This is a genomic window from Butyrivibrio sp. VCB2001, assembly GCF_000423965.1.
Lineage (GTDB): Bacteria > Bacillota > Clostridia > Lachnospirales > Lachnospiraceae > Butyrivibrio.
This window is the reverse complement of record NZ_AUIZ01000012.1, coordinates 29878-52875: the sequence shown is the minus strand read 5'-3', so window position 1 is coordinate 52875 and position 22998 is coordinate 29878. Positions and strand designations below refer to the sequence as shown.

Genomic DNA, 22998 nt, shown 5'->3' with positions numbered 1-22998 from the left:
TAGTGTAAAAACATTCACTTTTTGGGGAGGCAAAAGGGTCATGGTAAAGAACGAAAAAGAACTTCTGGAAGCAATCAAGCACGAACACCACATTTCAAAGGAAATCACCGACACTCTCATCGAGCTGGATCAGTTACCAAGCACCGGAACCCAGGTTTTTCTGAACGACCTGATCGTTGAGTTATATAAGAGAGTTGTGGATGTTAACGACGATATCGTCGTAGAGATCTTCGCAGACAAAGTCATCACCCCCGCAGAATTCACCACCTGGGTTGAGGACAACTTCACAGAATATTCCGCAAATCTTTTCAAGAAAACAATCGAGTAATATAAAAGGAGTCAAAGGGGACGGTTCTCTTTGACTCCTTTTTATTTTGAGCCCCGGGGACGGAGTCAAGGGCTCATTTTTGTTTTGAGCCCCAGGGAGCCCCGGTGACGGAGTCGAGGGCTCATTTTTGTTTTGAGCCCCAGGGACGGAGTCAAGGGTTCATTTTGTGGTGGGGTACATCACAAAGTGCTAGCTTTCTGTGCGATGGTTGGAAACGAAATTTCGACCACCCCACAACTTTCCTCTATGCAAAAAATAGTTGGAAATTGCAAAAAAGATTTTCGCGTTGCAAACAAGTATTTGCCAAAAAACACATCACAACGTTCCGTGGAGCCGATGCTTGTGATGTAGCCACTATGTTAGGCATCAAATTTTTCAGAAACCCGGCTTTGAAATTTCCTACCAAAAATTCATATATAAATTTTTGTGATGCTTTTTAAAAACAGACTCCAACCAACAAGCCCATAAAGGATGTCTTGTGATGCACTTTTGACCTGTCACCTTGCAAGCAAACAAAAAAGAAGTCAAAGAGAACCGTCCCCTTTGACTCCTTTTGAATTGTCTGAAAATGAGCCCCTGACTCCGTCCCCAGGGCTCATTTCTGGTTTACTCAGCAATCAGATCAACATGGTGTGTGATCAGATAGTCTCCGCTATCAAGGCGCTCGAACATCATGACAAGACTACTATTATCTTCTCCGGTATAAGAGAGCATATTATTCGCGCCGTCCTGATACTGCGTTCCAAAGAATGCTCTGTACCACTCTATGAACAATTCTCTGCTTATCACAAGCTTAATATCCGCACTCTGCTTTTTGGAAGCAATCGCTTTTGTCAGCAGATCAATCAGGTCATTAGCATATTCAACCTTATCGGTATAAATCTTATCTGTTGCAGCTCCAAGCTTTTTTAAATTTGGTGCAGTATTTTCAAGACCGCTGTATGTGGTTCCGTTACAAGCAGGAAGATATCTTGACTGATACATCCTTGAATGCATCAGATTTTTCCTGTCAGTCACGTTAAAGAAATCGTACGTCTTAGGGTCAGTGTCATCCCAGGTACAGTCCACGTTGTAGTACTCATCGTCAAGCTTTATGATGTTCCAGGCATGAAGCTCTCCGCCCCATCCGATCACAAAGTATGTAGGAACACCCAGCTGCTGCATCAGATACTGGAACGCCTTGGCATATCCGCAGCAAACCGTGTAGTCATTGGGGATAGAGCTGAAGGCGCTCTGATCCAGCGTGTTGAACATATAGGTTATCTTGTCGACCAAAGCATCGTGGATGTATTTCTCTTTATCGTAATCCGTTTCAAGGCTCTGAGCTCCCGCCAGAATCTTGTTCGCATCATCATTAAAACGCAGCTTAGCCTTCGCTACATCCGGAATTTCCGCATAGAATTTAAGGCCGACTTTGATCACTTTACCGCTGTAGTCAGACTCATAGTACTTGGTATTATCCATCCAGAACAGCTCCGGATGATCATAGAAAACGCAGTCCCAGGCAGCAATCCATTCCTTCGGAGTGCAATCCTCAACCGGCCTGAACTCCGGAGTCAGCGCATTTGCGTTGGCATATATCTGCTTATATAATTTCTGCTCTTTCTCGCCGAGCATATGATAGTAAGGGTAAAAGAGCTTGTCGAACTCGGCATCTTCACCGGTTTCGCCCAAGGGTACTGTGTCCGCAATGTTCTGTGCTTCCTGAGGGTCTGTGATCTCCGTGACATCAGGTTCTGCCAGCTTGGCATCACTCTTTTTAACAGCCTGGTTCAAATATTCATCAAGTGTCAGCAGCCCTTCATCACCTTGTTCTACCAGCTGCAAATATTCGTCGTTACCCGGGTTATAGTCCTGAAGCGCTCCATCATTCATAACGCCTGTCAGGTCGCGCTTATCGCCATAATCACTGTAGCTCTCTTCCTGAGGCGCGAAATCTGTTGCTTCAACAACAGTCTTTACCAGCTCATCAGCATATATGAATTTGCTTGGATCCATCGATACAGTGTATGTGGTTTCCTGAGGTGCTTCCTCGCCTGATTCACCCGCACTTGCCTGTTGTACTTCCGCTTCTTCCTCTGCCGGCGGAACATAGATAGGTCCTATGCTCTGAGCTATGCCTGCTGCAACCTGTCTCACGTCAGGATTTGCAGCACAAAGAAGGATGAGCGCCACAATTAGCACGATCACCCCTAGAATTAAATGCAAAAGTTTATCTACTATTTTCATCTGTGCCTCCGTGCATCCCAAAAACAGTACATTTTTTCAATTGTATTTTATCATTAAAGTGTTAAAAAACAATAAAGACACCATTACATTATTATTATCTATTGGCATCGCTTGACATACTACGACAGTCGTTGTATATTTACTATGACAGTCGTAGTAACGATGGTCGTAGTATAAACAAACAACAGGAATAAGGTATCAGAATATGCAGGAAATCAGCAGTGATGTGATCCGAGGCTACAACGACACCATTATCCTATTTTTCCTGATGGAAGAGCCCTCCTACGGATACGAGATATCCAGGAACATCAAGGCTCTGTCGGAGAACAAATACCTGATAAAAGAGACAACGCTCTACTCCGCGTTTACAAGACTTGAAAAGAACGGTTACATCACCTCTTTCAGTCAGGAAGCGGATAACGGAAAGCGCAGGACCTACTATCAGATAACCGAGGCAGGAAGAGTCTACTACAAGGAAAAATGTGAAGAGTGGCGGCTGACCAAGGATGTAATTGAGAGATTTATATCAGATTAAGATTTTAGGGGAGAGAAGTGATATGGAAACAATTAAGAATTATCTTGAAACAATGTTTGCAAATTTGCCTGACACAGAGGAAACACGCAGGGCTAAGAGCGAGCTCTTTTCCATGATGGAAGATAAGTACAACGAGCTCAAAGCGCAGGGAATGGCCGAGAATGCCATCGTCGGAACTATCATCACCGAGTTTGGAAACATCGATGAGCTCAAGGAATCCTTGGATCTTGGCAAAAGAGATACCATCGTCCCGGTAGTTTCAGAGCCGGTACAGACAGTTGCAACCATCGAGAACGTAACTTATGAGAGCGAAGGAAGACGCCTGCTGACAATAGACGAGGCCAATGATTATGTCATGGACAACTCACTTTCCACATTTATTTTCGGGCTTGGCGTATTCTTCTGCATCCTCTCACCGGCCGGACCAGTGCTTTTCAGTGTCTTTGAGGACATCTTTGGAAGCAATGCCTTCACTAATTTCTTATCAAGCTTTGGCGTGGGATTTTTGTTCCTGTCAGTTGCCATCGGTGTTGGACTGATCCTGTTATCAGGCACCAAGAGAAAGGGCTGGGAGTTCCTTGATCAGGGCAACTGTGGCCTCGAAATCGAGACTGAAGAATTTGTAAAAAAAGAGCTTGAAGAGAACAATTCAAGTCAGCACTTCATGTTCGCCCTTGGCGTTATGTGCTGCATCTGCAGCGTGATCCCGGTGAGCGTTCTTGGTGCAATGAAGATCAAGATTCTCTCAAATGCTGTCGGACCATCACTGATATTTGTCCTGGTCGGCATCGGAGTTTTCTTTATACTGAATTCTTCAAGAAAAGTTTCAGCATATGAGAAGCTTCTTTCACTGAATAAAAACCCTGAGGCATAAAATGAGCCCTGGGGGACGGAGTCAGGGGCTCATTTTCAGACAATTCAAAAAGGAGTCAAAGGGGACGGTTCTCTTTGACTTCTTTTTTGTTTGCTTGCAAGGTGACAGGTCAAAAGTGCATCACAAGACATCCTTTATGGGCTTGTTGGTTGGAGTCTGTTTTTAAAAAGCATCACAAAAATTTATATATGAATTTTTGGTAGGAAAATTCAAAGCCGGGTTTCTGAAAAATTTGATGCCTAACATAGTGGCTACATCACAAGCATCGGCTCCACGGAACGTTGTGATGTAGTTTTTTGCAAATACTTGTTTGCGACGCGAAAATCTTTTTTGCAATTTCCAACTATTTTTTGCATAGAGGAAAGTTGTGGGGTGGTCGAAATTACGTTTCCAACCATCGCACAGAAAGCTAGCACTTTGTGATGTACCACCCCAGCACCAAAATGAGCCCCTGACTCCGTCCCCGGGGCTCAAAACAAAAATGAACCCTTGACTCCGTCCCCGGGGCTCAAAACAAAAATAAGCTCTTTTTTCAGGCAACAGAACGAAAATTAAATTTAGTACTTGATATATTTTAATATCGCTGTTATATTATACATAAAACGTGTATATTTATGCAGAAAATGTATAAAAACAGGAGGATATTATTATGAAAAAGAAAATTATCGCAGTAGCACTTACTGCAGTTGTAGCTCTTGGCTCACTTGTTGGTTGCGGAAGCGCATCAAATGGTTCTGCAGGAAGCACCGGCGAGACACTTGTAGTTGGTACAAACGCTGCATTCCCACCCTTTGAGTATGTTGGAGATGACGGAAAGCCTGACGGATTTGACGTAGCTCTTATCAAGGCCATCGGTGAGAAGGCAGGATTCGAAGTTCAGATCCAGGATATGGAGTTTGACTCACTTGTATCTTCTATCGGAAACAAGATTGACGTTGCTATCGCAGGTATGACTGTAACAGAAGAGAGAATGAAGACCGTTGATTTCTCAGATTCTTACTACGAGGCAGTTCAGGACGTTATCGTTCCCAAGGGATCTGCAATCGCTACAGCTGACGACTTAAAGGGTCTCAAGATCGGTGTTCAGCTCGGAACAACAGGCGAGTTCATCGCAGATGAGATTGAAGGCGCTGAAGTATCCGCTTATAATAAAGCAGTAGATGCTGTTAACGACCTCAACAACGGCCGTGTTGACTGCGTTATCGTAGACAAAAACCCCGCTGAGGTATTCGGCGCTCAGTTCCCCGACAAGGTTGACGTTGTTCCCGGAACAAACTTTGACTTTGAGCCTGAGAACTACGCAATCGCACTTCCTAAGGGAAACACAGAGCTTGCAGAGAAGATCAACGCAGCACTTAAGGCACTCAAGGAAGACGGAACATACGACAGCCTCGTTAAAAAATACATTGAGGAGTAATTCTTTTAAATGACTTTATCTGAACGTTTTATTGCGGCTTTCATAACCGGTGATCGCTGGAAACAGTACCTGGCAGGTCTTGGCATCACTCTCGAAGTTGCCATATTTGCCGGAATTCTGGGTATCATAATCGGAACTGTTGTTGCCCTTATGAAACTCTCCACCACCGAAGACGGAAGGCCTACCATCCTTAACTACATAGCCACAGTTTACGTGGACATCATCAGAGGAACTCCCAGCGTACTGCAGCTCCTTATCATGTGGTTCATCATCATGGCTTCCTCCAACAACGGAATCCTGGTGGCATCACTTTCCTTCGGAATCAACTCCGGAGCTTACGTATCGGAGATCGTCCGCGGCGGAATCCTTGCTGTTGACAAGGGTCAGATGGAAGCCGGCAGAAGTCTTGGTCTCTCCAAGGCAGCTACCATGCGCTACATCATCCTTCCACAGGCCATCAAGAATGTCATCCCGCCCCTTGGCAACGAGTTCATAACTCTGATAAAAGAGACTGCGATCGTAGGTTACGTTTCTCTCGCAGACCTCACACGTGTGGCAAACCAGGTAGCTTCAAGGACCTATGATGCTTTTATGCCTCTCATCGGTGCAGCGGTTGTTTACTTTGTGATCATCAAACTGCTGACCATACTCCTTGGCAAACTTGAAAGGAGGATGCGTAAGAGTGATAAACGTTAATAATCTCTATAAAGAATTTAAAAATACCGACGGATCTACAACAAAGGTCTTAAACGGTATTACATATGAAGTCGGCAAGGGTGAAAAGATTGTTATCGTCGGCCCTTCAGGTTCAGGAAAGAGCACCTTCCTTAGGTGTCTTAACCTCCTTGAAAGACCTACATCCGGCGAGATTTACTTTGACGCTCAGGAGATCACCGATCCCAAGATCAACATCAACAAGATCAGACAGCGCATGGGAATGGTGTTCCAGAACTTCAACCTCTTCAACAATCTCACCGTTATGGATAACATCATCCTCGCTCCCGTCAAGCTCAAGGTAATGAGTGAAAAAGAGGCAAGGGAAAAGGCAACAGAGCTCCTTAAGAGAGTTAATCTTCTCGATAAAGCCGACGTTTATCCGGTTTCTTTATCAGGTGGTCAGAAGCAGAGAATCGCGATCGTGCGCTCACTGTGCATGAATCCCGAAATGATGCTCTTTGATGAGCCGACATCAGCTCTTGATCCCGAGATGGTAGGCGAAGTTCTCGACGTTATGAAACAGCTTGCCGATGACGGAATGACCATGGTGGTTGTAACTCACGAGATGGGATTTGCAAGAGAGGTTGCCACCAAGGTGCTCTTTATGGATGAAGGAAATATCTTAGAGGAGAACACCCCCAAGGAATTCTTCGAAAATCCTCAGAGCCAGAGGCTTAAGGACTTCTTATCGAAAGTATTATAATAAAAGGCACAATTAAGCCGCCGGAGACGCAAACCTCCGACGGCTGTCTTTATATCTTTATATCTTGATTCGTATCTCTTATTTCTTCTCTGCCAGCGCCAGAGCTCGCTTGTAGCTAAGAAGCGCCAGCACTCCGGCGATCGCAGTAAATATCAGAGCCAATATCTTATGGTCTATACGCATTCCAAGAAATACTATAAGCACCACAAGGATCATGACCACAAACATATTCGGAAGCATATACCATGCAACGCCCGGTCCCTGTTTGATGACCTCAACTTCATTCTCCCAGTCGAGCTTCATGTGCTTTATTCCGCAAACGCAGCCCCAGGCTGTAGAGAAGGCACACAAGGCGGTTCCAAGGATGATATACAAAAGTGTATTGATCACAGGAACTCTTGCCGAGATGCATAAGCACAGCACCGTAAATACCATGAAAGGCACTGTCAGGCACATGTTAAAGAGCATCTTGCCCTGATAAAGAGTCTTCTTTTCTATGGGCATGCTCTGCACTATCCAGTAGTTCTTGCCCTCAAGGGACGGCGAACAGGATGTTGTAGACATCATTCCCACCAGGAAGTATGCAATAAACGGAATCGCCGGCTGCAATATCATCGAATCAAGGGGTGCGCCGGAAGTCACCTTTGACACAATTACATCGAATCCGAAAATCAGTGTCGCAATTCCCAAAACCACTGCCAGCACTTCGCCTACAGCCGCATTGGTGATGTAAGTTGTTGAACCCAGCATTCTCCTGAATTCTTTGTAGGCAATGGCGGTAACGAGACTTCTCTTTTTCTGAGTGGTCATCTTGAATTTGCCGCCGGCAGCGTGGGTCTTAAGTGCAGAATTGATATTTCTGTATGACCTTCCCACTATGCGGAACAGGATCAGGAAAAGAGCTGCCGACACCACTATAAGCAGAAGTCCGCTTAAAATACTTCCCTTTGTAACTGCGTCAGAAAACCATCCCATTGGAAGGTAAATCCCCGATGCTTTTTCTGTAGCCTGCGACATATTCTCAAGAGTCTGCTCTGCTCTTCCGTTTTCAAAGAAATGCTCAATTATGTAGCGAAGAGAAAAGCTGAAAATGATAAATACAAAAGCAAGTATTGTCTGGATCAAATTCGTCTTCTTAAATCCGGAACTGATCCTGGCTATGATAAATCCCACAAAGGATGCAGCCAGCATCGGGATCAGCGGAATAAAGAATGAAAGCAGTATCCAGTAGAGCCAGATTATTGGACCAGCGCCTGCGAATATCGCGTAGCCGATAAGCATAGCAACCGAAACGCTCATATACCAGGGCAGTGTCTTTATGTACATGTAAAGGAACTTGCACCCTGCTACAGTGCTGCTCTCAAAAGGAAGTGACATCAGCATGTCATATTCCTTGAAGTTAAAGAGATATCCGTTGGTCTTAAAGACCGTAAACACAAAGGCCAAAGAGCTGATCACAAGTGCGCACATGGCAGGGACCGAATCGATGATCCCCATCATTCCATATCCGACGCACATCAGAATGCTGTAAGCCATTATCATCGCATACAGGAAAAACAATCCCACATATGCTGCGATTATTTTATTCTTCTTCTTTTTGTCTTTTGAATGCTTAAGGATGTTCACCCTGCTGGTAGAAAGAAGAAGAGTTTTTAACAAAATCAGATTCTTCTTATCCATTATCAGCCTCCAGGAATGCTTCCTCCAAAGAATGACCTTCCGTCAGCTCCTCCATGGTTCCGGCAGCTATGATCTTTCCTTGCTTTATTATTGCAACCTTGTTGCAGAGCTTTTCAGCAACATCAAGAACGTGGGTTGAGAAAAATACGGCCGTTCCACGATCGCACATCTCATGCATTATCTCTTTTAACGTAAAAGTCGCCTTGGGGTCGAGACCAACGAAGGGCTCATCGAGAACCAGAAGCTTTGGATCATGGATCAGTGCCGAGATAATGGCGACCTTCTGCTTCATACCGTGTGAGTATGAGGCGATCTGATCTCCAAGGGCACTTGTGATCTCAAACAGGTCTGCATATTTCTTGATCTTCTCTTCTCTGTCCTTGGCACTAATGTCAAAGACATCTGCCACGAAATTAAGGTACTGGATTCCTGTCAGATTCTCGTACAGGTCCGGATTGTCAGGGATGTAGGCGGTGATCTTCTTGCATTCCATGGGCTCATCTTTTACGGAATGGCCATCAATAAGGATCTCACCCTCGTCAAAATCAAGGACGCCTACCACTGCACGGATAGTTGTGGATTTTCCTGCGCCGTTGTGACCGATAAAGCCGTAAATATCGCCGCTCTCTACGGTAAGTGTCACATGGTCCGCAGCTTTTTTCCCTCCGTCGTAAGACTTAGAATAGTTTTTTATCTCCAACATTTTCTACTTCCTCCATAACTGAACCCCATTTAAGTTTTTGTTATTTAAACATTATCATAGTATATGCATATGAAAAAGGTCGATATCACACTGATATCGACCCGTTTTACACCTGATTTGGCAAATTACTGTACTGTATTAAATTCAACCATCTCTGCTTTCTCGTAATCCGCATAGAACTCGTTAAGCTTGGAATCATCTGCAAACTTACCGTCAGGATCTTCGTTTACTGTACGGAGCTCTGATGTGTAGTAGTAAGTTCCGTTTCCGTCTGAGTCATAATCAACATAAGCATTCTCATCAACTGCAAGAATATCAAACTCAGTGATGGTCATTTTCTGCATGCCGTGGTTGTTTCCAACATAGAGCACGCCATCTTTAACTGAAAGAGGATATGCTGTACCACCGCACTCAACATAGCCGAGGTATAAGATATTTCCGTCTGCATCATACTCATAAACATCAGCATCGATTGCAACGAACTTCTTGCCGTCTCCGTCATAATCGTAGGTTCCTGAAGCAACTAAAAGAACGTCCTTGTCAGCGATAGTTACATTTGCATAGCCCTGACCTGCCTGGAGCTTGTCAACGATCTGTGTGAATGTGTCACATCCTGTGATGTCCATAGGAATATGTGAATCCTCGTCATCGGGAATGCCGGCGCTTGCCTGCTTGTTTGGATCGTACATTGCTTCTACGATAGCCTGAGGATCAAAGCCGTCAAGGTCTTTTGCAACAGTAGAAAGGCTGTAGCTGATTCCGATCTCTACATCATACCAGGTTACAAGGTCTGCGCTCTCGCTATCACCTACATAGCGTGAAGCCTTTGCAGGCATGTTACCATCAGCCCAGTTTGCAAGTGTAATATCATTAGTAACTGTCCAGTCATAGAACATTCCTGAAATATCCTGGTTATCATCTCCGGTGATCTGCTCTCTTGCAGTAAAGCTCATATCGTTAAGATCAAAGTCAAGCTCTATAACTGGTCCGGGAACTTCAAAAGAAGAAGGATCCATGTCACCCATTGCTCTCCATACTACATTTGTTGCACCCTCGGGAGCGCTAAAGCTGTTAGGTACCAGCGCAGCAGCCTCATCCTCTGTGATCTCTTTCCAGGGATTTGCAATTTCTGTATTCTCTGTGTTTTCAGTATTCTCTGTGGTCTCTACAGCTTCTGTTGTCTCAGCGGGCTCTGTCTCGGCAGGAGCTGCCTCTTTTCCACATGCTGTCATCTGAAGTGCAAAGACACTCATCATCAATACAAGTAAAATTTTCTTTTTCATAATCTCTCCTCTTCTTATTATGATTTTCCGTCGGTTCGATTTACACAACGGAGTCATTATAGCACCGTTACTGCACAGCAAATCTTAAGAGTTTCTAAAAAAAGCATAACCACGAGCTTTTTGCCTCCTGTGATAATTCTGTGATACTCGGTTTGATAACATACAATCAACAAAACAAAACAAATACAGCAACACAAAAATAGAAGAGAGAAAAACCCAAATTAAGGAGGAACAAAATTATGACAACTATTATCGCAAAGGCAATCATCATCTTAACACTGGTATTTGAAGTAATCACTATCGCAGCAGGATCAGCTCTTTATCCTATCTTTGCAGCAGCTTGCGGAATAATCTTCGGATGCATCGCAATTCAGATCATCATCGGCCAGATCCGCAAAGTTTCCATCAGAAACAAGGCAGTAAGAAGGATGTTCTTAGTTGGCTGATTTAAAAAATATAAAAACCGAATATGGAAAACAAACAAAAAAATAAAGAACAGGAAGCTGCCCCTCCTGTTCTTTTATTTTGCTTAATTAGCTCCGTTATATGTAAATGCCAGCATTGTGATGTCATCGAACTGCTTGGCATCTCCAACATATTCTTTGATGCTCTGTGAAACATTGAGAAGAATTCTTACGGGATCTGCATCTTGATCCTTGTTCAGAGCCTCCAGCATTCTCTCTTCTCCGAAGAACACATTGTTTGCATTGGCTGCCTCTGTGACACCGTCGGTATAAACAAAGAAGGTATCGCCGGGTTCAAGTTTAAACTCATGCTGCCTGAATTTCAGGCCCTCCACGGTAGCTACCGCAGGTGAGTGCTTGTAGTGAACAAGTTCAAACTTTCCGTCCTTGTGTTTGAGTACCGGATGCTCGTGTCCTGCATTGACCGCAAGGCCCTCTCCTGTGGATAAAGAAACTGTAGCGAGCCATACTGTAACGAAGAGTTCCGCCGTATTTCCCTCGCAGAGCTGGTTGTTTACTTCGTAGAGGATCTTGGCGGGATCTTCTCCCAGAAGCGCCCTGTTCTTGATAAGCGTCCTTGATACCATCATGAAAAGAGCTGCCGGAATACCTTTACCTGATACGTCGGCCATAACGAGCACCAGCCTGTCATCATCCACCATAAAGAAATCGTAGAAGTCGCCGCCAACCTCCCTTGCGGGATTCATTGTGGCATAAAGATCAAACTCTTTTCTGTCGGGCAGATACGGGAAGGTCTTGGGAAGAATATTCTCCTGAATGGCCGATGCCACCATAAGGTCTCTGTCTGCCGCAGCTTTCTCCCTGCCCTGATTGACGTTAAGGATTCCGTATATCAAAAGAATTATCAGCATGGCAACAGATGCGCTTGGCGAAAGACCGTACATGGTCGCCGTAAGCCCGCCTATGATCAGAGGTACTGCTGCATACGCAAAGAAAGTTACTATCTGAAATCTCTGAAGTTTCTTTCTCTGATAGATAACTCCGATGAGAGCCAGGATCATAACAACATAGGCGTAGATCAATGAGAGAAGATACATGGGACTTCTCTGATAAACGCCGGATGCATCCACTGTGAAATATATTCCGGTGAAAAGATTGATGATCCTCATGCTGATAGGCCCTATAAGTCCGAGGACAATGATCCTTCCCACGAGCCTTATGTATTTGTCATCAAGTTTTAAGTAGGTCATGGTATAGAGCCAGAAATAGCACGCTTCAAGCGGAGCACAGAGATAGTACACCGTGTTGTCTAAAATGTTAGCCCATCTCAGCTGCGGGATTCCATCCACAAGCCATGCACAGGCATCGGTAAAGCACCCGACATAAGCCGTTATAAGCAGCAACATCAGAAAGCGAAGGTCAGATCCGTTCTTTTGCACATCGATGACAAAACATACAAACAGCATATATCCCATCATCATGCTGACCATATCCATTCCTATGTTGAGCACGTACATGGGCTTAAGATTGGCTACGCCCCTCAAAAACGTAAACTGCGCAGTGAGGAACATCATGAGTATGCAGAAAAAAGATACCCACATTAGCCGTTTCATCTGTGCTTTGCTGATATATTGCATAGTATTCCTCCAAAAACATTTATGTATTATTTAATACCCAGGCGAAAGCCTTGGCAGTTCGCAGGTCTGACTCTTTGAAGTGATTTCCGCTGTTCCACACGAAGGTGACGTTAACGCCTTTGGCCTTAAGGATTTCCTGAGCCTCGGACATTTTGTCTGCGACTGTGGCCATGATAGGGTTTCTCGCTTTTGCTTCTTTGTCGCCGAGACTTAAGTAGACAGCGTCGCACTTTATGGCGTTTTCGGTCATATATTCTGTAAAGCCCGGGAACCACATGGATGGCGATGCTGCTGCCACTCCTTTAAATGTGTCTGTTTGGAAGGCGGCCCAGAGCGCGAACAGGCCTGCCAGTGAATATCCGCCGATGTAATATGTCTTTTGCCCATCAGAGCACAATGGTAAAAGAGCTTTCAGAAAATCCCCGGCTCCTTCGCCGAAATCTTCGCTTCCAAATACCGCAGGTGCCTTCCAGGGAGATAAGTCTTTGTTCCAGTTGCCGACCTTGGCTGCAATGAGGTAAAAGTCCGTGTCGGTCAGGCTCTTTATTATGTTGAATTCGCTTTCCAGGACCTCCAGGTCGTGCTCATCAACGGGCTGGATGAGGACCTTTGGTGCGTCCGGATTTCCAAAGCAAAAAGTATCCATAGTCATTTAGCGCCTTCTTTTATATTCTCTAAGCTTTTTAAGCCTTTTTATTTCTCAGGTCTCTGACCCTCTCTCTTAGCTTGTCTGTAGCACGGATCAGCGGAACGTGATCGATTTCGTTTTCATCTTCCCCGGCTTTTGGCATGAATTTCTGAATTCCAAGAAGGATTCTCTTCTGGTTGAGGGAGAGCTTTTCGGCATAGGCTCTGGCAAGCTGGTCGTGGCGAGCCTCCATCTGCTCTTTTTCTTCCTTGATTTTCTGCTCTATCACTTTAGGTGCTGAGGCGACCTTCTCATAGCGCTCCTGGGCCTTTAAGTTGAACTCCTCGTGCATTTTCTCTACATCTTTTAGGAGTGCGTTAAGGCTGGCTTCCGTCAGGGCGAAGTCTGCGCCGAAGATCATGGCGATCACGATTGCGAGAACCTCGTATATGATCGGGCTGACGGCGGCGTGAACTCCTTCAACAGCGGGGATCAGGAACTTGACTACCGCAACTCCCGCAAGGCCAAAGGCTATGCTCACGGGGACGCAGATTCTTCCGTTTATGTTCAGCGGAAGCTTGCTGTAATCCCACCATCTGGCGTGAAATCTCTTTTCCAGAACCCAGGATGTTCCGTACTCTGCGATCGCGCTGCCTATATAGCAGATGATGAATATTCCCCATATCGGGAATGTTGGAGATGATAGCGGCTTTATCAGCGAAAACAGTATCGAGACTCCGACTACGCAGGAGCCGTAGATTGGGCAGATTGGGCCAAAGAGGAACCCTCTGTCCGCCCATTTCTTCTCGTTGGCTGAGCAGTAGATGGATTCCCATACCCAGCCCAGAAAGCTGTAAAATATGAATTCAACAAAATATTGTGCTATTAACATGATGTTGGTGCCTTTCTTTTTCTTATGTATTTCAACAATTATATTCTAGCACAAAAAGGGCGCCTGATTTCTCAGGCGCCTTGCGATCATCTTGGTCATCAGTCAAAGGTCAGTGAGTTAAGAACGCTTGTGAGGGCTGCATGCACCTCTGTGTTCATCTCTTCATCGTCGCCGTCATGGCCGTCTGTCTCAAAAATAAGAGCACCGTCCATGTAATCTCTTGCAAAGGCTGTCATGTAAGATCCCGATCCTTCTTTGTCCACAGGAACGGAAACGTTGTAGCCTGTGACATCACTTACGCCAGGAAATGGCCACTCTGTATATTCTGCCTTATCGCCGTAGGGCTTTCCAAGCTCTTTTATCGCAGCTTCAGCCTTGTTGTCCACTGTATATGTGACGGTTATAAGGTTTGATCCTGCGCTGTCACCTGTGTAAACGATGAATACCTGAGGTCCGCTCTGGTTGATCTCAAACTTTGTTGCGTCATACTTGACGCTCCAGCCGTTCGCATCGTGATATACGCTGTTCTCAGGGCCGTTTACAAAGTTCTCTGAACTGAATGTTTCAGGATCTGCATCTGCTACCGGCTCGAAAACAAGCTCAAGGCCGTCTGCAAATGCACCTGTGATCACGCCATTTTCTACGGAGTGAATTGTCAGTGTATCTATATCTTCGTCTGCGCCACCGAATGAGAACTCAACTGCGCCATCTTTCTGTGTGATATCAAATGGAAGTCCGATTCCATCATGCTCGCCATCCTCTGTGTGTCCGTAGGTTTCGTCATTGATCACATAGAAGTAAGTCTTGGATGGATTCTCAGCCTCTTTTGCGTAGTTAACATATACACCTTTTGTAAAATACGGTGGTGCAGGAATCTCAGCAGTTGTTTCAGTCACCTGCTCCGTAGCAGCTTCTGCAGCTTGAGTTGTAGCCTCAGTAGCAGGCGCACTCTCATTAGTAGCTTCCTCAGTCGCCGCATTCTGCGCTGTCTTATCCGCACATCCCATCATAAGCGCTGCAGCAATCGCACCTGAAAGCAGAAGTACCGTAAAAATCTTAAGTCCATTCTTTTTCATAACCCGTCCTCCTCGTATATAACATCAAATAAAATGTTACCTCACTTTATGCACCCAAAAAATTAAAAAAACATAAATTTTTGAGCCCCAGGGACGGAGTCAGGGGCTCATTTGTGAGCCCTTGACTCCGTCCCTGGGGCTCAAAAAGTCAGGCGGCTTTGTGGGTGGAGAAGACTTTGACTGAATCGAAAAGGTGCTGGTGGTGGACGCTCTTGGCGTCGAATTTAACGGAAGTGAAGGCTGCCTGCATGATGGGGCCGGTGGCGAAGGCACAGATAAGGGTGCCGATGCCGACAGGGCCTCCGAGGAGCCAGCCGATAAAGGTTGCAAGGCTAAGAAGTGTTATGCTCACAGCTCCGATCGGAATCTTGCCTGCGCGCTTTGCAAGGGCAACAAGAAGTGTATCTCTTGGGCCGCAACCGAGTGAGGCGCTCATGTAGGTGTACTGGGTGTAAGCCATGATGATAAGTCCAAGGATCATCACGGGAATTCCGGTAGCAAGGCTGTCGCACTTAGGTACAAGGTTGATCCTGTTAAAGAGATCAACTGCCTTGCCAACCACGAAGGCATCAATGAACATCGCTATTCCAATGGGCTCTTTTAACGCAATATCAATTCCAAGTATCGCATAGGAAACTGCAACCGAGGCTGTTCCGTACAGGATTCCAAAGGTCTTTGAAAGTCCCAGATTCAGGACATCCCAGGGGCCGGCGCCGATATTCGCCTGGATCGTAAGATAAACCCCAAATCCATTAACAAACAAACTGATGGCTGCAATGACCATATTAAGCAGAATATCTCTGCCGGTGCTATTCTCTTGTAATCTAGAATTCTTGAACATTTCTTATTCTTCCCAAATATATCTTCACAAATATATCAAACTACTTAGTGCCAAATTCGCATTAGATTATAGCACAAAAAATTCTTTTGAGATATTTTATCAACGAAGTGCCTTGACTAGGGTCCGGGGAAAGGTTATTGTTAGCGTATGCTAACTTATACATAGCACTACAACATGTAATCACAACACAACAACGTGTACTTAAGGAGGAAAGTATGAGTAAAGTAGCAATAGTATATTGGAGCGGTACAGGTAACACACAGTCAATGGCAGAAGCTGTTAAGGCAGGCGCCGTAAGCAGCGGAGCTTCAGTCGATATGTTCACACCATCAGAGTTCAGTTCATCCATGGTTTCCGGATATGATGCAATCGCCTGATCAATAAGCAAGCTAACTATCATCAAAGATATGCACAAATCAAAAGCAGCCGGGTTTCCTTTTTTCAGAAAGCCCGGCTGCCCCCTCTTTACAGAGGTTTAAGGTTTATTCTATGTTCTTAAGCGCCACATCCAGTGGAATTCTCTTAATTCTTGCAAAATCAACCAGCGACACAAACGCATATCCTATCAGCAGATAGACCACCGTCAGCACCATGGACGAGCGATTCATATAAAATGCAAAGTACCCGTCAAGCTGAAGCATGAACGCGTGGAATATCCACACCATCAGATAATATCCAACCACAAATGCAGCGATTGCAAATACTACCACCACGATGGCCGTCGGAATAATGTAGAGAGATCCGATTTCTCCGTTCTTAAAGCCCAGAATCTTCGCCATTGAGATAGAGTGCTCATTCCTCTCAATGATGATCTTGGCCAAAAGATATATCAGCGACGCCGACAGTACTATAAGAGCATATTTAAAGACTCCCATAAAGCCGCCCATGGAGTGCATCAGCTGATTTGTGACCTTCACGATATCTTCAGAAGTGATGACCGTTGCAATGTCCTGATCATCTATATCAGTGATCTCATTTCTTGAGAAATACCCTGAGAAGTCATCGCTGTCTTTTTCAAATGCTATATTAAAGCTCTTAGCATCAAGAAATGCTGCAATTCCTCCGTCGTAGTCCACAACTCCAAGAACGCTGAACTCATAGGATTTATTCTCATACTCTTCGTGAAGAGTTATCTTATCCCCTGCCTTAATTCCGAATTTCTTAGAGAAGGCGCTGGAGATATACAGTGCATCCTTCGAAGTGTCTTTTCCCAAAGTGATGTAATCGCTGTCCGCGCTGATTCCATAAACCGTTACGCTCTCATCCTGGCCGCTTCCCATTCCTTCGCGGAAAGAACTGCTCTTCTTGGGATACAAAAGATTTGTCATGCTAAAACGCTCAGCAGTTTCCTCGGATGTCTCGATCACATCGCCATCAGAATTCTTGCTATCCATCAGCATGTACTGATACTCAGCAAACATCATGTCCGGCGCTGCTTTCGCATAATGGTTCAAAGAATCCGGAAGCCCGAAAGCAAAGCACATCATGAGCTCTATAAAGATTACTCCGAATATCAGCACCAGATAGTTTGGTATATTCTGGAAAAGAATCCTGAGCCTGAACCTTTTCAGGAACGACCACCTCGGAAGGCGCATAGCCTTGGTCCTTCTTGTCTTTACCAGGTCGTGGCGCAGGAACTTCAAAGGACTTAGCTGCAGCTTTTTCACAATGACAAAAAGATTTATGAAGAACATCAAAAGCAGCGGAATTATCGTGGTCTTAATAAGCGCCGTGTTGCTCCAGACTGCGTGACACTTGGGAAGGCTGTAGCTGTTGAAATACAGATAAACCGCCAGGTTCTTAAACGCCGTGTATCCCAGAACATTTCCGATCACAGCCCCGATCAGCGTTACGATAACCGGCATGGACATGTAGTGCACCACTAGTTCCGACCTGCTATAGCCCGAAGCCCTGAGAGTCCCGATGACCGAAGCCTCTTTTTCAATGGTGTTACTGATGATGATTGCAAATATGAATGCGATAACTCCGATAAGTATGTAGCAGAGAATGCTTGCGCCAACTGAATCCCCTTCAATGTCACTCACTGCGAAGTTGCTGGCCTGGCGTAGATACTCGGGAAGATAATCGTCAATCTCGTTGTCGTAAACAAGAGTCTGCGTGATCAAAGCCTTCATGAAATTCTCTGAATAGTCCTGCTGCTCCACCTTCGACTCAGGCGCCTTATCATACTTATAAGCATAGCTGTAATGCACTCTGGACCGCAATCCCTTAAACGCCTCAGGCGTCACCATGGCAACATCAAACCCGAAGGCATCAAACATCAGGTCCGTGTTGGACTCATGGAGCGTCAGATAATTTACATACGAAAGAAGTCCAACCACCTCGAACTCTTTTCCGCCAACGCTGATCGTGTCGCCCAGTGCCACGCCGACGTTGTCAGCATGCATCCTGTCTATGGCAATTTCGTCATCCGCCTCAGGTGCACGTCCTTCGTTAAAAGAGGCTTTGTCTATCTCCGAGTCGCTCTTGTAAACCCTGACAGTGGCGTCCTCTACGCCATCGCCGTTGTTATCCTCGGACTCATTTCTGTAGAAGTGTTCATATATCTTAACCGTGACCGGATCGATTTCATCATTAAGGTTGTACCTGTCTGCGACTTCGTCCCACTCCTCATCGACTTTTTTAACCACTTCTTCGTGGGCATCATCATAGGCTTCATCCACGGCTTTCTTAAACTCATCTGACTCCCTTGCTTCTTCTATTGCCTGGTCAAAAGAGCTTTCCATGGCCGCATCGATCTGCTCTTTTATCATCTCTTCATCCGTAATACCATATGCAGCACACTGAGCCCTTACAGCTTCTTCAATCTTTTCAGTCACCTGCTCATTGAGCTCATCTTCAACAGCCTCCGCCACCTTCTTGTCGGCTTCTTTGTTGCCCTTGTCGATATAGTAGCTTCTGACGTCAGCTTTTTTACCGGAGCTTATGTCATCAAGCAGGTCCTGCGACGCCTTCTTGGACAACTCAAAGCTTCCGTCCTCGAGGTTAAGCTCATCTCTTCCCGCATAAACTGCTGCCAGCATTGAGTCGTGACCAACGTACATTCCGGAGATAACTCCGATCATGATCACCATGAAAACGATGATAACCAAATACTTGTGCCAGTCACCTTTAAGTTCTCTCGGGATTCTCCTGATAAGAGGATTTTTCATAGCGTCTACCTCCTACCACTCCAGATCCATCGCAGAGATCTTATTTTCATTGATATCATTATGGCGCACCACACCATCCCTTAACTTGATGACATGATCCGCCATATTTTTGATCGCCTCATTGTGGGTCACCATGATCACGGTACTGCCAAACTTGTTGTTGCACTCCTCAATAAGGGCCAGTATTTCTTTTGATGTCTTGTAATCCAGTGCGCCTGTCGGTTCATCGCACATTAAGATGTCGGGATTTTTAACGACAGCTCTGCCGATTGATACCCTCTGCTGCTGTCCGCCGGATAACTGATTTGGATACTTGTACTTGTGCTTCTGAAGTCCAAGTGTGGTCAGTACCTCCTCTACATCAAGAGGATTGTCGGAGAGATATGCTCCCACCTCGATGTTCTCCTTGACGTTCAGATTCGGGATCAGGTTGTACATCTGAAAAACATATCCCAGGTGCTTTCTTCTGTACAGCGTAAGCTCCTTCTCACTCATCTCTTCCAGCTTGTCACCGCCTATGCTGACAAACCCTTCATCTGGCGTATCGATCCCGCCGATGATGTTTAAAAGTGTTGATTTTCCGGATCCGGATGGCCCAAGAAGCACACAGAATTCACCTTTTTTAACAGTGAAATTCATGCCCCGAAGGACATCCTGTCTGGCCTCTCCGGTTCCGAAACTCTTCTTTAAATCTTTGATCTCAAGAAACTGTTCTTTCATTTTTCCTCCTCATAACACAAAGTTACCTATTGCTAACAGAATTATAATACGCTATAATTTCGTTAGCAATAGCTAACGTTACGAAAATATCTTTTTCGGGGAGTCACGTAAATGCCTGACAATATCATAGTCGAGAACTGTTCACCAACACTGGCGGGGATAAAAACTGGAAACATATTCACAGTGGACAGATCTCTTATTACAGATATAAATGAAGAACTAAGAGAGCTTAATCAGTGCTTTGCAGGAAAGGGGCTTCATGGAGGATACCAGGAAGGGCGTCAAGTGCGTCGGCTACTGGAAGGTTTACGGGGATAAGGAGAAGGCGGAAAAGACCTTTTCCAGTTATAAGAAGTGTACTGAAGTATATAAAAAGTGCCTGTCCGGAGGCAGACACTTATCACAGATGATCGTTAATACTACTAGAAACAGATGCGTCGCATCTTAATGAAAGGCTGACATGAGTAACGAATACGTCATATCCCTTTTGAAAGAAAAGGGCTTTAGGATCACAAAACAAAGAAAACTTATAATAGATATCATTCTCGGGAGCGATGGTGCATCCTGCAAAGAGATCTACCACAAGGTAATTGCAAAAGACAATACCGTCGGTACCGCCACTGTTTATCGAATGATCAGGCTTCTTGAAGATGTCGGCATATTAAAGCACGTCGACATGATCACCCTGACCGGCAAATACTAGAACTCCATCTGATATCCAACCTTCATCTGCTCTATCTTATCGCCAAGCTCTTCCTTTAAGATGCCGTAGGCGCGGCCTTTAGTGCAGTGTCCGGTGCACACATAATCTATCCCTGTGTCCTTTATCTTTCCGGCCACATCTTTTATCTCTTCGCCTGATTTGTTGAACAGGTGGAATCCTCCGATAAGCCCATAAACGTGCTTGTCAGGAAAAGACTCTTTTACCTCATTTATAATATTGGCAGCTCCGCCGTGTGAACAGGAGTTGATGATAACAAGGCCCTTGTCGGTATCAAGCACAAGGCTCTGCTCGTGCGAGAAATCGTCGGGGATCCAGCGATGGTTTTCCTTTCTGTACATAAGCTCGCGCTTTCCAATCTCGGAAAGACCGGCGGTTTTGTGAGGGATAAGATATGCTCCTTCCATGAGCTCGTAGTCGCCTGAAACCATCTCTATCCTGTCAGGATACTTTCTTAGCATACTCCTTGGAATTCCAATATATTTCTTGAAAATCTTCATCTTGTGGTAGCAGTTCGCTGCCGTGCCATCCCTCAAATAGAACTTCGCCTTACTGTTGTGCTCAAAGAACGCCGGGATTCCGTTTGCATGGTCGTAATGAGCATGGCTCAGCACGCCGTAGTCGACATCCGCAACGTCAAGCCCAAGCTTTTCCATGTTTGTCAGAAAGAGCTTCGACGCCCCGGCATCCACCAGGATCTTTTTCCCATTAAATTCCACAAGCAAACAAAGGCCCCACTCACCGGTGACGCCTTCGTTTGAAATATTATCTACTATGACTGTAAGTTTTGTCTTCATTTTTGTCCCCACCTTACTCATCGATGATCAAAAACCATACAATGATTATACCAAAGAATTTTGGACCCTGGGGACGGAGTCAGTGGTTCAGAGGTGAGCCCTGGGGACGGAGTCAGTGGCTCATTATCAGATAATTAACAACTAGAAAGATAGTTTTCAGATAATGAGCCACTGACTCCGTCCCCAGGGCTCACCTCTGAACCACTGACTCCGTCCCCAAGGTCCAAAATTCTTGGCTATATCATCGCCGAAAAGTTTCTTCTCTTATATTCCATGGGGAGAACTTTGTGATATTTAAGAAAGGCTTTGGAGAATCTGGACTGACTCTGATAGCCCACGTGCTCTGCAATTTCGCACAGGCTCTCATCGCCTTTTATGATAAGCTCTGCAGCTTTTCTCATTCTGATCTCGGCTATCATGTCGTGGTATCCCTTGCCGAAGACTGCTCTGCAGTAGTTTTTGAGCGACGATTCGCTGACGCCGAAGGCTGCTGCAAGATCTCCTGCCGAGTGCCTTTTGGAAAGATCGCGGGTGATGATCTCCACAGTCTTTTTCGCAATTTCCACCTGCGATGGCGTGCAGAATGTTCTTCTTTTGTCCACCTCAAAGGTCAGTTCCTTAAGAAGAAGCAGAAGCCTGTATACATCTGTCGCAATGAGCCTTTCATCTGCACGGGAGAGGATATCGTCCCTGAAATCCTCCATGCATCTTCTGATGCGTGCATCAGGCACGTTAATGTAGGGAATATTTCTGCCTTCGAATTTATCCAGAAGGCCCTTAACAAGCTCTTTTCCCAAGTATGGATACACTTCGCCTTCCGCGGTATCCGATGGAAATATCACGAGTTCAATGCCCTCGTACTCCGCAGTCGGGTAAAAGAACGCCTGCCTTCCCTCGCAGGAAGTCCCGTAATCCACTGCAAGCTCGTCACCCACAACAAAGGTGGTTGCGCCGGCATTTAGCATAATTTCGCACCTTCCGCGAAAGCAGTAATTTATCTTGATAGGTGTGCCATCAAAGCTCTTTAGCGATGGCGACTCAAAGACGCACTGCGGAAGGTATCTGGACCAGATATCAACGTATCCCACATACAAACAGGGGCTTAGCATCATCCAGTTAAGCTTACCATCACGGCCGCCGTCTGCGGATGGAATGGTAAACTCCACGCTCTTACACTTTGCCATAACACTCAGTCACCTTATAGCCAAGGTCCTCGATCTCTTTTGTGATAACGTCATCGGCGATGTCTTTCTCATAGCGGACAACAGCCTCTTTCTTCCTGAGATTCACCTTGGCTGAAACGCCATCTAATCTGTTGATGGTGCGCTTTACTCTGTTTGAACAATTCTCGCAATGCATTCCGTCTATCTTGAATATCGTCGTTTTTATTATGGGTCCTGTAAGCTTTTTGTCAGGCTCTTTTTTGACAGAATCGCCGCCTCCGCAGCATCCGCCCTCTCCTTTGAGGTGCTTGATGCTCCCCTTCAAAGCTATGAAGAGTACCACAGCTAAAATCACTATAACCAGTACATTTGATAACATGTAAATTCCTCCGGCGGATTTTTGTCCGCACTTATCTTGTGACATTTTGTTAGCAGTCACTAACGATTATAGCAGTC

At 45.4% G+C, this 22998-nt stretch carries 24 protein-coding genes; 10 read left to right on the top strand and 14 right to left on the bottom strand.

The window, feature by feature from the left end; translation table 11 throughout:
- Positions 1-40 precede the first annotated feature (40 nt).
- A complete protein-coding gene (locus G589_RS0111370; RefSeq protein WP_022770231.1) occupies positions 41-328 on the top strand; it encodes a hypothetical protein in 288 nt (95 codons plus the stop codon).
- Positions 329-934: 606 nt separating this feature from the next.
- Here the strand turns inward: G589_RS0111370 and G589_RS0111365 are convergent.
- Positions 935-2557, bottom strand: a complete 1623-nt coding sequence (locus G589_RS0111365) for a transglutaminase domain-containing protein (RefSeq protein ID WP_026522231.1) — start codon at positions 2555-2557, stop codon at positions 935-937.
- Positions 2558-2762: 205 nt separating this feature from the next.
- Between G589_RS0111365 and G589_RS0111360 the strand changes: the two genes are divergently transcribed.
- The 5 genes from G589_RS0111360 (at position 2763) to G589_RS0111335 (ending at position 6803) form a co-directional block, all read left to right on the top strand.
- Positions 2763-3092 carry a PadR family transcriptional regulator gene (locus G589_RS0111360; RefSeq protein ID WP_026512618.1) on the top strand — a complete coding sequence of 110 codons (330 nt, stop codon included), beginning with the start codon at positions 2763-2765 and terminating at the stop codon, positions 3090-3092.
- A 22-nt stretch (positions 3093-3114) separates the two neighbouring features.
- Positions 3115-3966: a permease prefix domain 1-containing protein gene (locus G589_RS0111355; RefSeq protein WP_026522230.1), complete on the top strand. Its 852-nt coding sequence runs from the start codon at positions 3115-3117 to the stop codon at positions 3964-3966.
- A 649-nt stretch (positions 3967-4615) separates the two neighbouring features.
- Positions 4616-5383 (top strand): basic amino acid ABC transporter substrate-binding protein, encoded by a 768-nt coding sequence (locus G589_RS0111345; RefSeq protein ID WP_026522229.1) that lies wholly within the window; start codon positions 4616-4618, stop codon positions 5381-5383.
- A 9-nt stretch (positions 5384-5392) separates the two neighbouring features.
- Positions 5393-6079 (top strand): amino acid ABC transporter permease, encoded by a 687-nt coding sequence (locus G589_RS0111340; RefSeq protein WP_022770225.1) that lies wholly within the window; start codon positions 5393-5395, stop codon positions 6077-6079.
- Positions 6066-6803 carry an amino acid ABC transporter ATP-binding protein gene (locus G589_RS0111335; protein ID WP_026522228.1) on the top strand — a complete coding sequence of 246 codons (738 nt, stop codon included), beginning with the start codon at positions 6066-6068 and terminating at the stop codon, positions 6801-6803. Before G589_RS0111340 ends, G589_RS0111335 begins: the two co-directional genes overlap by 14 nt.
- Positions 6804-6881: 78 nt before the next feature.
- Here G589_RS0111335 and G589_RS0111330 read toward each other — a convergent pair whose 3' ends face one another.
- The 3 genes from G589_RS0111330 to G589_RS0111320 all read right to left on the bottom strand — a co-directional run bounded on the left by G589_RS0111330 (position 6882) and on the right by G589_RS0111320 (position 10469).
- Positions 6882-8483: a putative ABC transporter permease subunit gene (locus G589_RS0111330; protein WP_035775945.1), complete on the bottom strand. Its 1602-nt coding sequence runs from the start codon at positions 8481-8483 to the stop codon at positions 6882-6884.
- Positions 8476-9186 (bottom strand): ABC transporter ATP-binding protein, encoded by a 711-nt coding sequence (locus tag G589_RS0111325; protein ID WP_026522226.1) that lies wholly within the window; start codon positions 9184-9186, stop codon positions 8476-8478. Before G589_RS0111325 ends, G589_RS0111330 begins: the two co-directional genes overlap by 8 nt.
- Before the next feature lie 125 nt (positions 9187-9311).
- Complete coding sequence (locus G589_RS0111320) at positions 9312-10469, bottom strand: hypothetical protein (protein ID WP_026522225.1); 1158 nt, start codon at positions 10467-10469, stop codon at positions 9312-9314.
- Positions 10470-10708: 239 nt separating this feature from the next.
- Here G589_RS0111320 and G589_RS0111315 point away from each other — a divergent pair, with 239 nt between their 5' ends.
- On the top strand, positions 10709-10915 hold the full coding sequence (locus G589_RS0111315; protein ID WP_026522224.1) for a hypothetical protein: 207 nt from the start codon (positions 10709-10711) through the stop codon (positions 10913-10915).
- A gap of 83 nt (positions 10916-10998) precedes the next feature.
- Here the strand turns inward: G589_RS0111315 and G589_RS21205 are convergent, their stop codons facing one another.
- From G589_RS21205 to G589_RS0111290, 5 genes are all read right to left on the bottom strand, one after another.
- On the bottom strand, positions 10999-12531 hold the full coding sequence (locus G589_RS21205; protein ID WP_051192337.1) for a PP2C family protein-serine/threonine phosphatase: 1533 nt from the start codon (positions 12529-12531) through the stop codon (positions 10999-11001).
- A gap of 19 nt (positions 12532-12550) precedes the next feature.
- Entirely contained in the window at positions 12551-13183 is a 633-nt protein-coding gene (locus G589_RS0111305) for a hypothetical protein (protein WP_330366696.1), read from the bottom strand.
- 31 nt (positions 13184-13214) lie between these two features.
- On the bottom strand, positions 13215-14051 hold the full coding sequence (locus G589_RS19715) for a putative ABC transporter permease (RefSeq protein ID WP_035775944.1): 837 nt from the start codon (positions 14049-14051) through the stop codon (positions 13215-13217).
- A gap of 98 nt (positions 14052-14149) precedes the next feature.
- Entirely contained in the window at positions 14150-15127 is a 978-nt protein-coding gene (locus tag G589_RS0111295; RefSeq protein WP_026522222.1) for a hypothetical protein, read from the bottom strand.
- Between the two features lie 148 nt (positions 15128-15275).
- Positions 15276-15968, bottom strand: coding sequence for a YczE/YyaS/YitT family protein (locus G589_RS0111290; protein WP_026522221.1), 693 nt, complete (start codon positions 15966-15968; stop codon positions 15276-15278).
- Positions 15969-16183: 215 nt separating this feature from the next.
- Here G589_RS0111290 and G589_RS21895 point away from each other — a divergent pair, with 215 nt between their 5' ends.
- Positions 16184-16345 carry a flavodoxin domain-containing protein gene (locus tag G589_RS21895; RefSeq protein WP_035775975.1) on the top strand — a complete coding sequence of 54 codons (162 nt, stop codon included), beginning with the start codon at positions 16184-16186 and terminating at the stop codon, positions 16343-16345.
- A 105-nt stretch (positions 16346-16450) separates the two neighbouring features.
- On the opposite strand, the gene G589_RS0111280 is transcribed toward G589_RS21895, so the two are convergent.
- Together G589_RS0111280 and G589_RS0111275 are read right to left on the bottom strand one after the other, a co-directional pair.
- Entirely contained in the window at positions 16451-19141 is a 2691-nt protein-coding gene (locus G589_RS0111280) for an ABC transporter permease (protein ID WP_026522220.1), read from the bottom strand.
- A gap of 12 nt (positions 19142-19153) precedes the next feature.
- A complete protein-coding gene (locus tag G589_RS0111275) occupies positions 19154-19861 on the bottom strand; it encodes an ABC transporter ATP-binding protein (protein ID WP_026519877.1) in 708 nt (235 codons plus the stop codon).
- Between the two features lie 259 nt (positions 19862-20120).
- Here G589_RS0111275 and G589_RS22230 point away from each other — a divergent pair, with 259 nt between their 5' ends.
- Entirely contained in the window at positions 20121-20309 is a 189-nt protein-coding gene (locus G589_RS22230) for a DUF3793 family protein (RefSeq protein WP_026522219.1), read from the top strand.
- Between the two features lie 12 nt (positions 20310-20321).
- The gene (locus G589_RS0111265) at positions 20322-20564 is read left to right on the top strand and encodes a Fur family transcriptional regulator (protein WP_022770204.1); all 243 of its coding nucleotides are present in this window, start codon (positions 20322-20324) and stop codon (positions 20562-20564) included.
- Here G589_RS0111265 and G589_RS0111260 read toward each other — a convergent pair.
- The 3 genes from G589_RS0111260 to G589_RS0111250 form a co-directional block, all read right to left on the bottom strand.
- Positions 20561-21379 (bottom strand): MBL fold metallo-hydrolase, encoded by an 819-nt coding sequence (locus G589_RS0111260; RefSeq protein ID WP_035775937.1) that lies wholly within the window; start codon positions 21377-21379, stop codon positions 20561-20563. The two genes, G589_RS0111265 and G589_RS0111260, sit on opposite strands and share 4 nt — an antisense overlap.
- Positions 21380-21615: 236 nt before the next feature.
- Complete coding sequence (locus G589_RS0111255) at positions 21616-22563, bottom strand: helix-turn-helix domain-containing protein (RefSeq protein WP_026522217.1); 948 nt, start codon at positions 22561-22563, stop codon at positions 21616-21618.
- Positions 22550-22921: a heavy-metal-associated domain-containing protein gene (locus G589_RS0111250; RefSeq protein ID WP_026522216.1), complete on the bottom strand. Its 372-nt coding sequence runs from the start codon at positions 22919-22921 to the stop codon at positions 22550-22552. The genes G589_RS0111255 and G589_RS0111250 overlap by 14 nt, the downstream gene beginning before the upstream one ends.
- Between the last annotated feature and the right edge of the window lie 77 nt (positions 22922-22998).

Bases quoted from the DNA above. Each gene is read 5' to 3' on its own strand.
- G589_RS0111370 (WP_022770231.1), top strand. From the start codon at position 41: ATGGTAAAGAACGAAAAAGAACTTCTGGAAGCAATCAAGCACGAACAC.
- G589_RS0111365 (WP_026522231.1), bottom strand. From the start codon at position 2,557: ATGAAAATAGTAGATAAACTTTTGCATTTAATTCTAGGGGTGATCGTG.
- G589_RS0111360 (WP_026512618.1), top strand. From the start codon at position 2,763: ATGCAGGAAATCAGCAGTGATGTGATCCGAGGCTACAACGACACCATT.
- G589_RS0111355 (WP_026522230.1), top strand. From the start codon at position 3,115: ATGGAAACAATTAAGAATTATCTTGAAACAATGTTTGCAAATTTGCCT.
- G589_RS0111345 (WP_026522229.1), top strand. From the start codon at position 4,616: ATGAAAAAGAAAATTATCGCAGTAGCACTTACTGCAGTTGTAGCTCTT.
- G589_RS0111340 (WP_022770225.1), top strand. From the start codon at position 5,393: ATGACTTTATCTGAACGTTTTATTGCGGCTTTCATAACCGGTGATCGC.
- G589_RS0111330 (WP_035775945.1), bottom strand. From the start codon at position 8,483: ATGGATAAGAAGAATCTGATTTTGTTAAAAACTCTTCTTCTTTCTACC.
- G589_RS0111325 (WP_026522226.1), bottom strand. From the start codon at position 9,186: ATGTTGGAGATAAAAAACTATTCTAAGTCTTACGACGGAGGGAAAAAA.
- G589_RS0111320 (WP_026522225.1), bottom strand. From the start codon at position 10,469: ATGAAAAAGAAAATTTTACTTGTATTGATGATGAGTGTCTTTGCACTT.
- G589_RS0111315 (WP_026522224.1), top strand. From the start codon at position 10,709: ATGACAACTATTATCGCAAAGGCAATCATCATCTTAACACTGGTATTT.
- G589_RS21205 (WP_051192337.1), bottom strand. From the start codon at position 12,531: ATGCAATATATCAGCAAAGCACAGATGAAACGGCTAATGTGGGTATCT.
- G589_RS0111305 (WP_330366696.1), bottom strand. From the start codon at position 13,183: ATGACTATGGATACTTTTTGCTTTGGAAATCCGGACGCACCAAAGGTC.
- G589_RS19715 (WP_035775944.1), bottom strand. From the start codon at position 14,051: ATGTTAATAGCACAATATTTTGTTGAATTCATATTTTACAGCTTTCTG.
- G589_RS0111295 (WP_026522222.1), bottom strand. From the start codon at position 15,127: ATGAAAAAGAATGGACTTAAGATTTTTACGGTACTTCTGCTTTCAGGT.
- G589_RS0111290 (WP_026522221.1), bottom strand. From the start codon at position 15,968: ATGTTCAAGAATTCTAGATTACAAGAGAATAGCACCGGCAGAGATATT.
- G589_RS21895 (WP_035775975.1), top strand. From the start codon at position 16,184: ATGAGTAAAGTAGCAATAGTATATTGGAGCGGTACAGGTAACACACAG.
- G589_RS0111280 (WP_026522220.1), bottom strand. From the start codon at position 19,141: ATGAAAAATCCTCTTATCAGGAGAATCCCGAGAGAACTTAAAGGTGAC.
- G589_RS0111275 (WP_026519877.1), bottom strand. From the start codon at position 19,861: ATGAAAGAACAGTTTCTTGAGATCAAAGATTTAAAGAAGAGTTTCGGA.
- G589_RS22230 (WP_026522219.1), top strand. From the start codon at position 20,121: ATGGAGGATACCAGGAAGGGCGTCAAGTGCGTCGGCTACTGGAAGGTT.
- G589_RS0111265 (WP_022770204.1), top strand. From the start codon at position 20,322: ATGAGTAACGAATACGTCATATCCCTTTTGAAAGAAAAGGGCTTTAGG.
- G589_RS0111260 (WP_035775937.1), bottom strand. From the start codon at position 21,379: ATGAAGACAAAACTTACAGTCATAGTAGATAATATTTCAAACGAAGGC.
- G589_RS0111255 (WP_026522217.1), bottom strand. From the start codon at position 22,563: ATGGCAAAGTGTAAGAGCGTGGAGTTTACCATTCCATCCGCAGACGGC.
- G589_RS0111250 (WP_026522216.1), bottom strand. From the start codon at position 22,921: ATGTTATCAAATGTACTGGTTATAGTGATTTTAGCTGTGGTACTCTTC.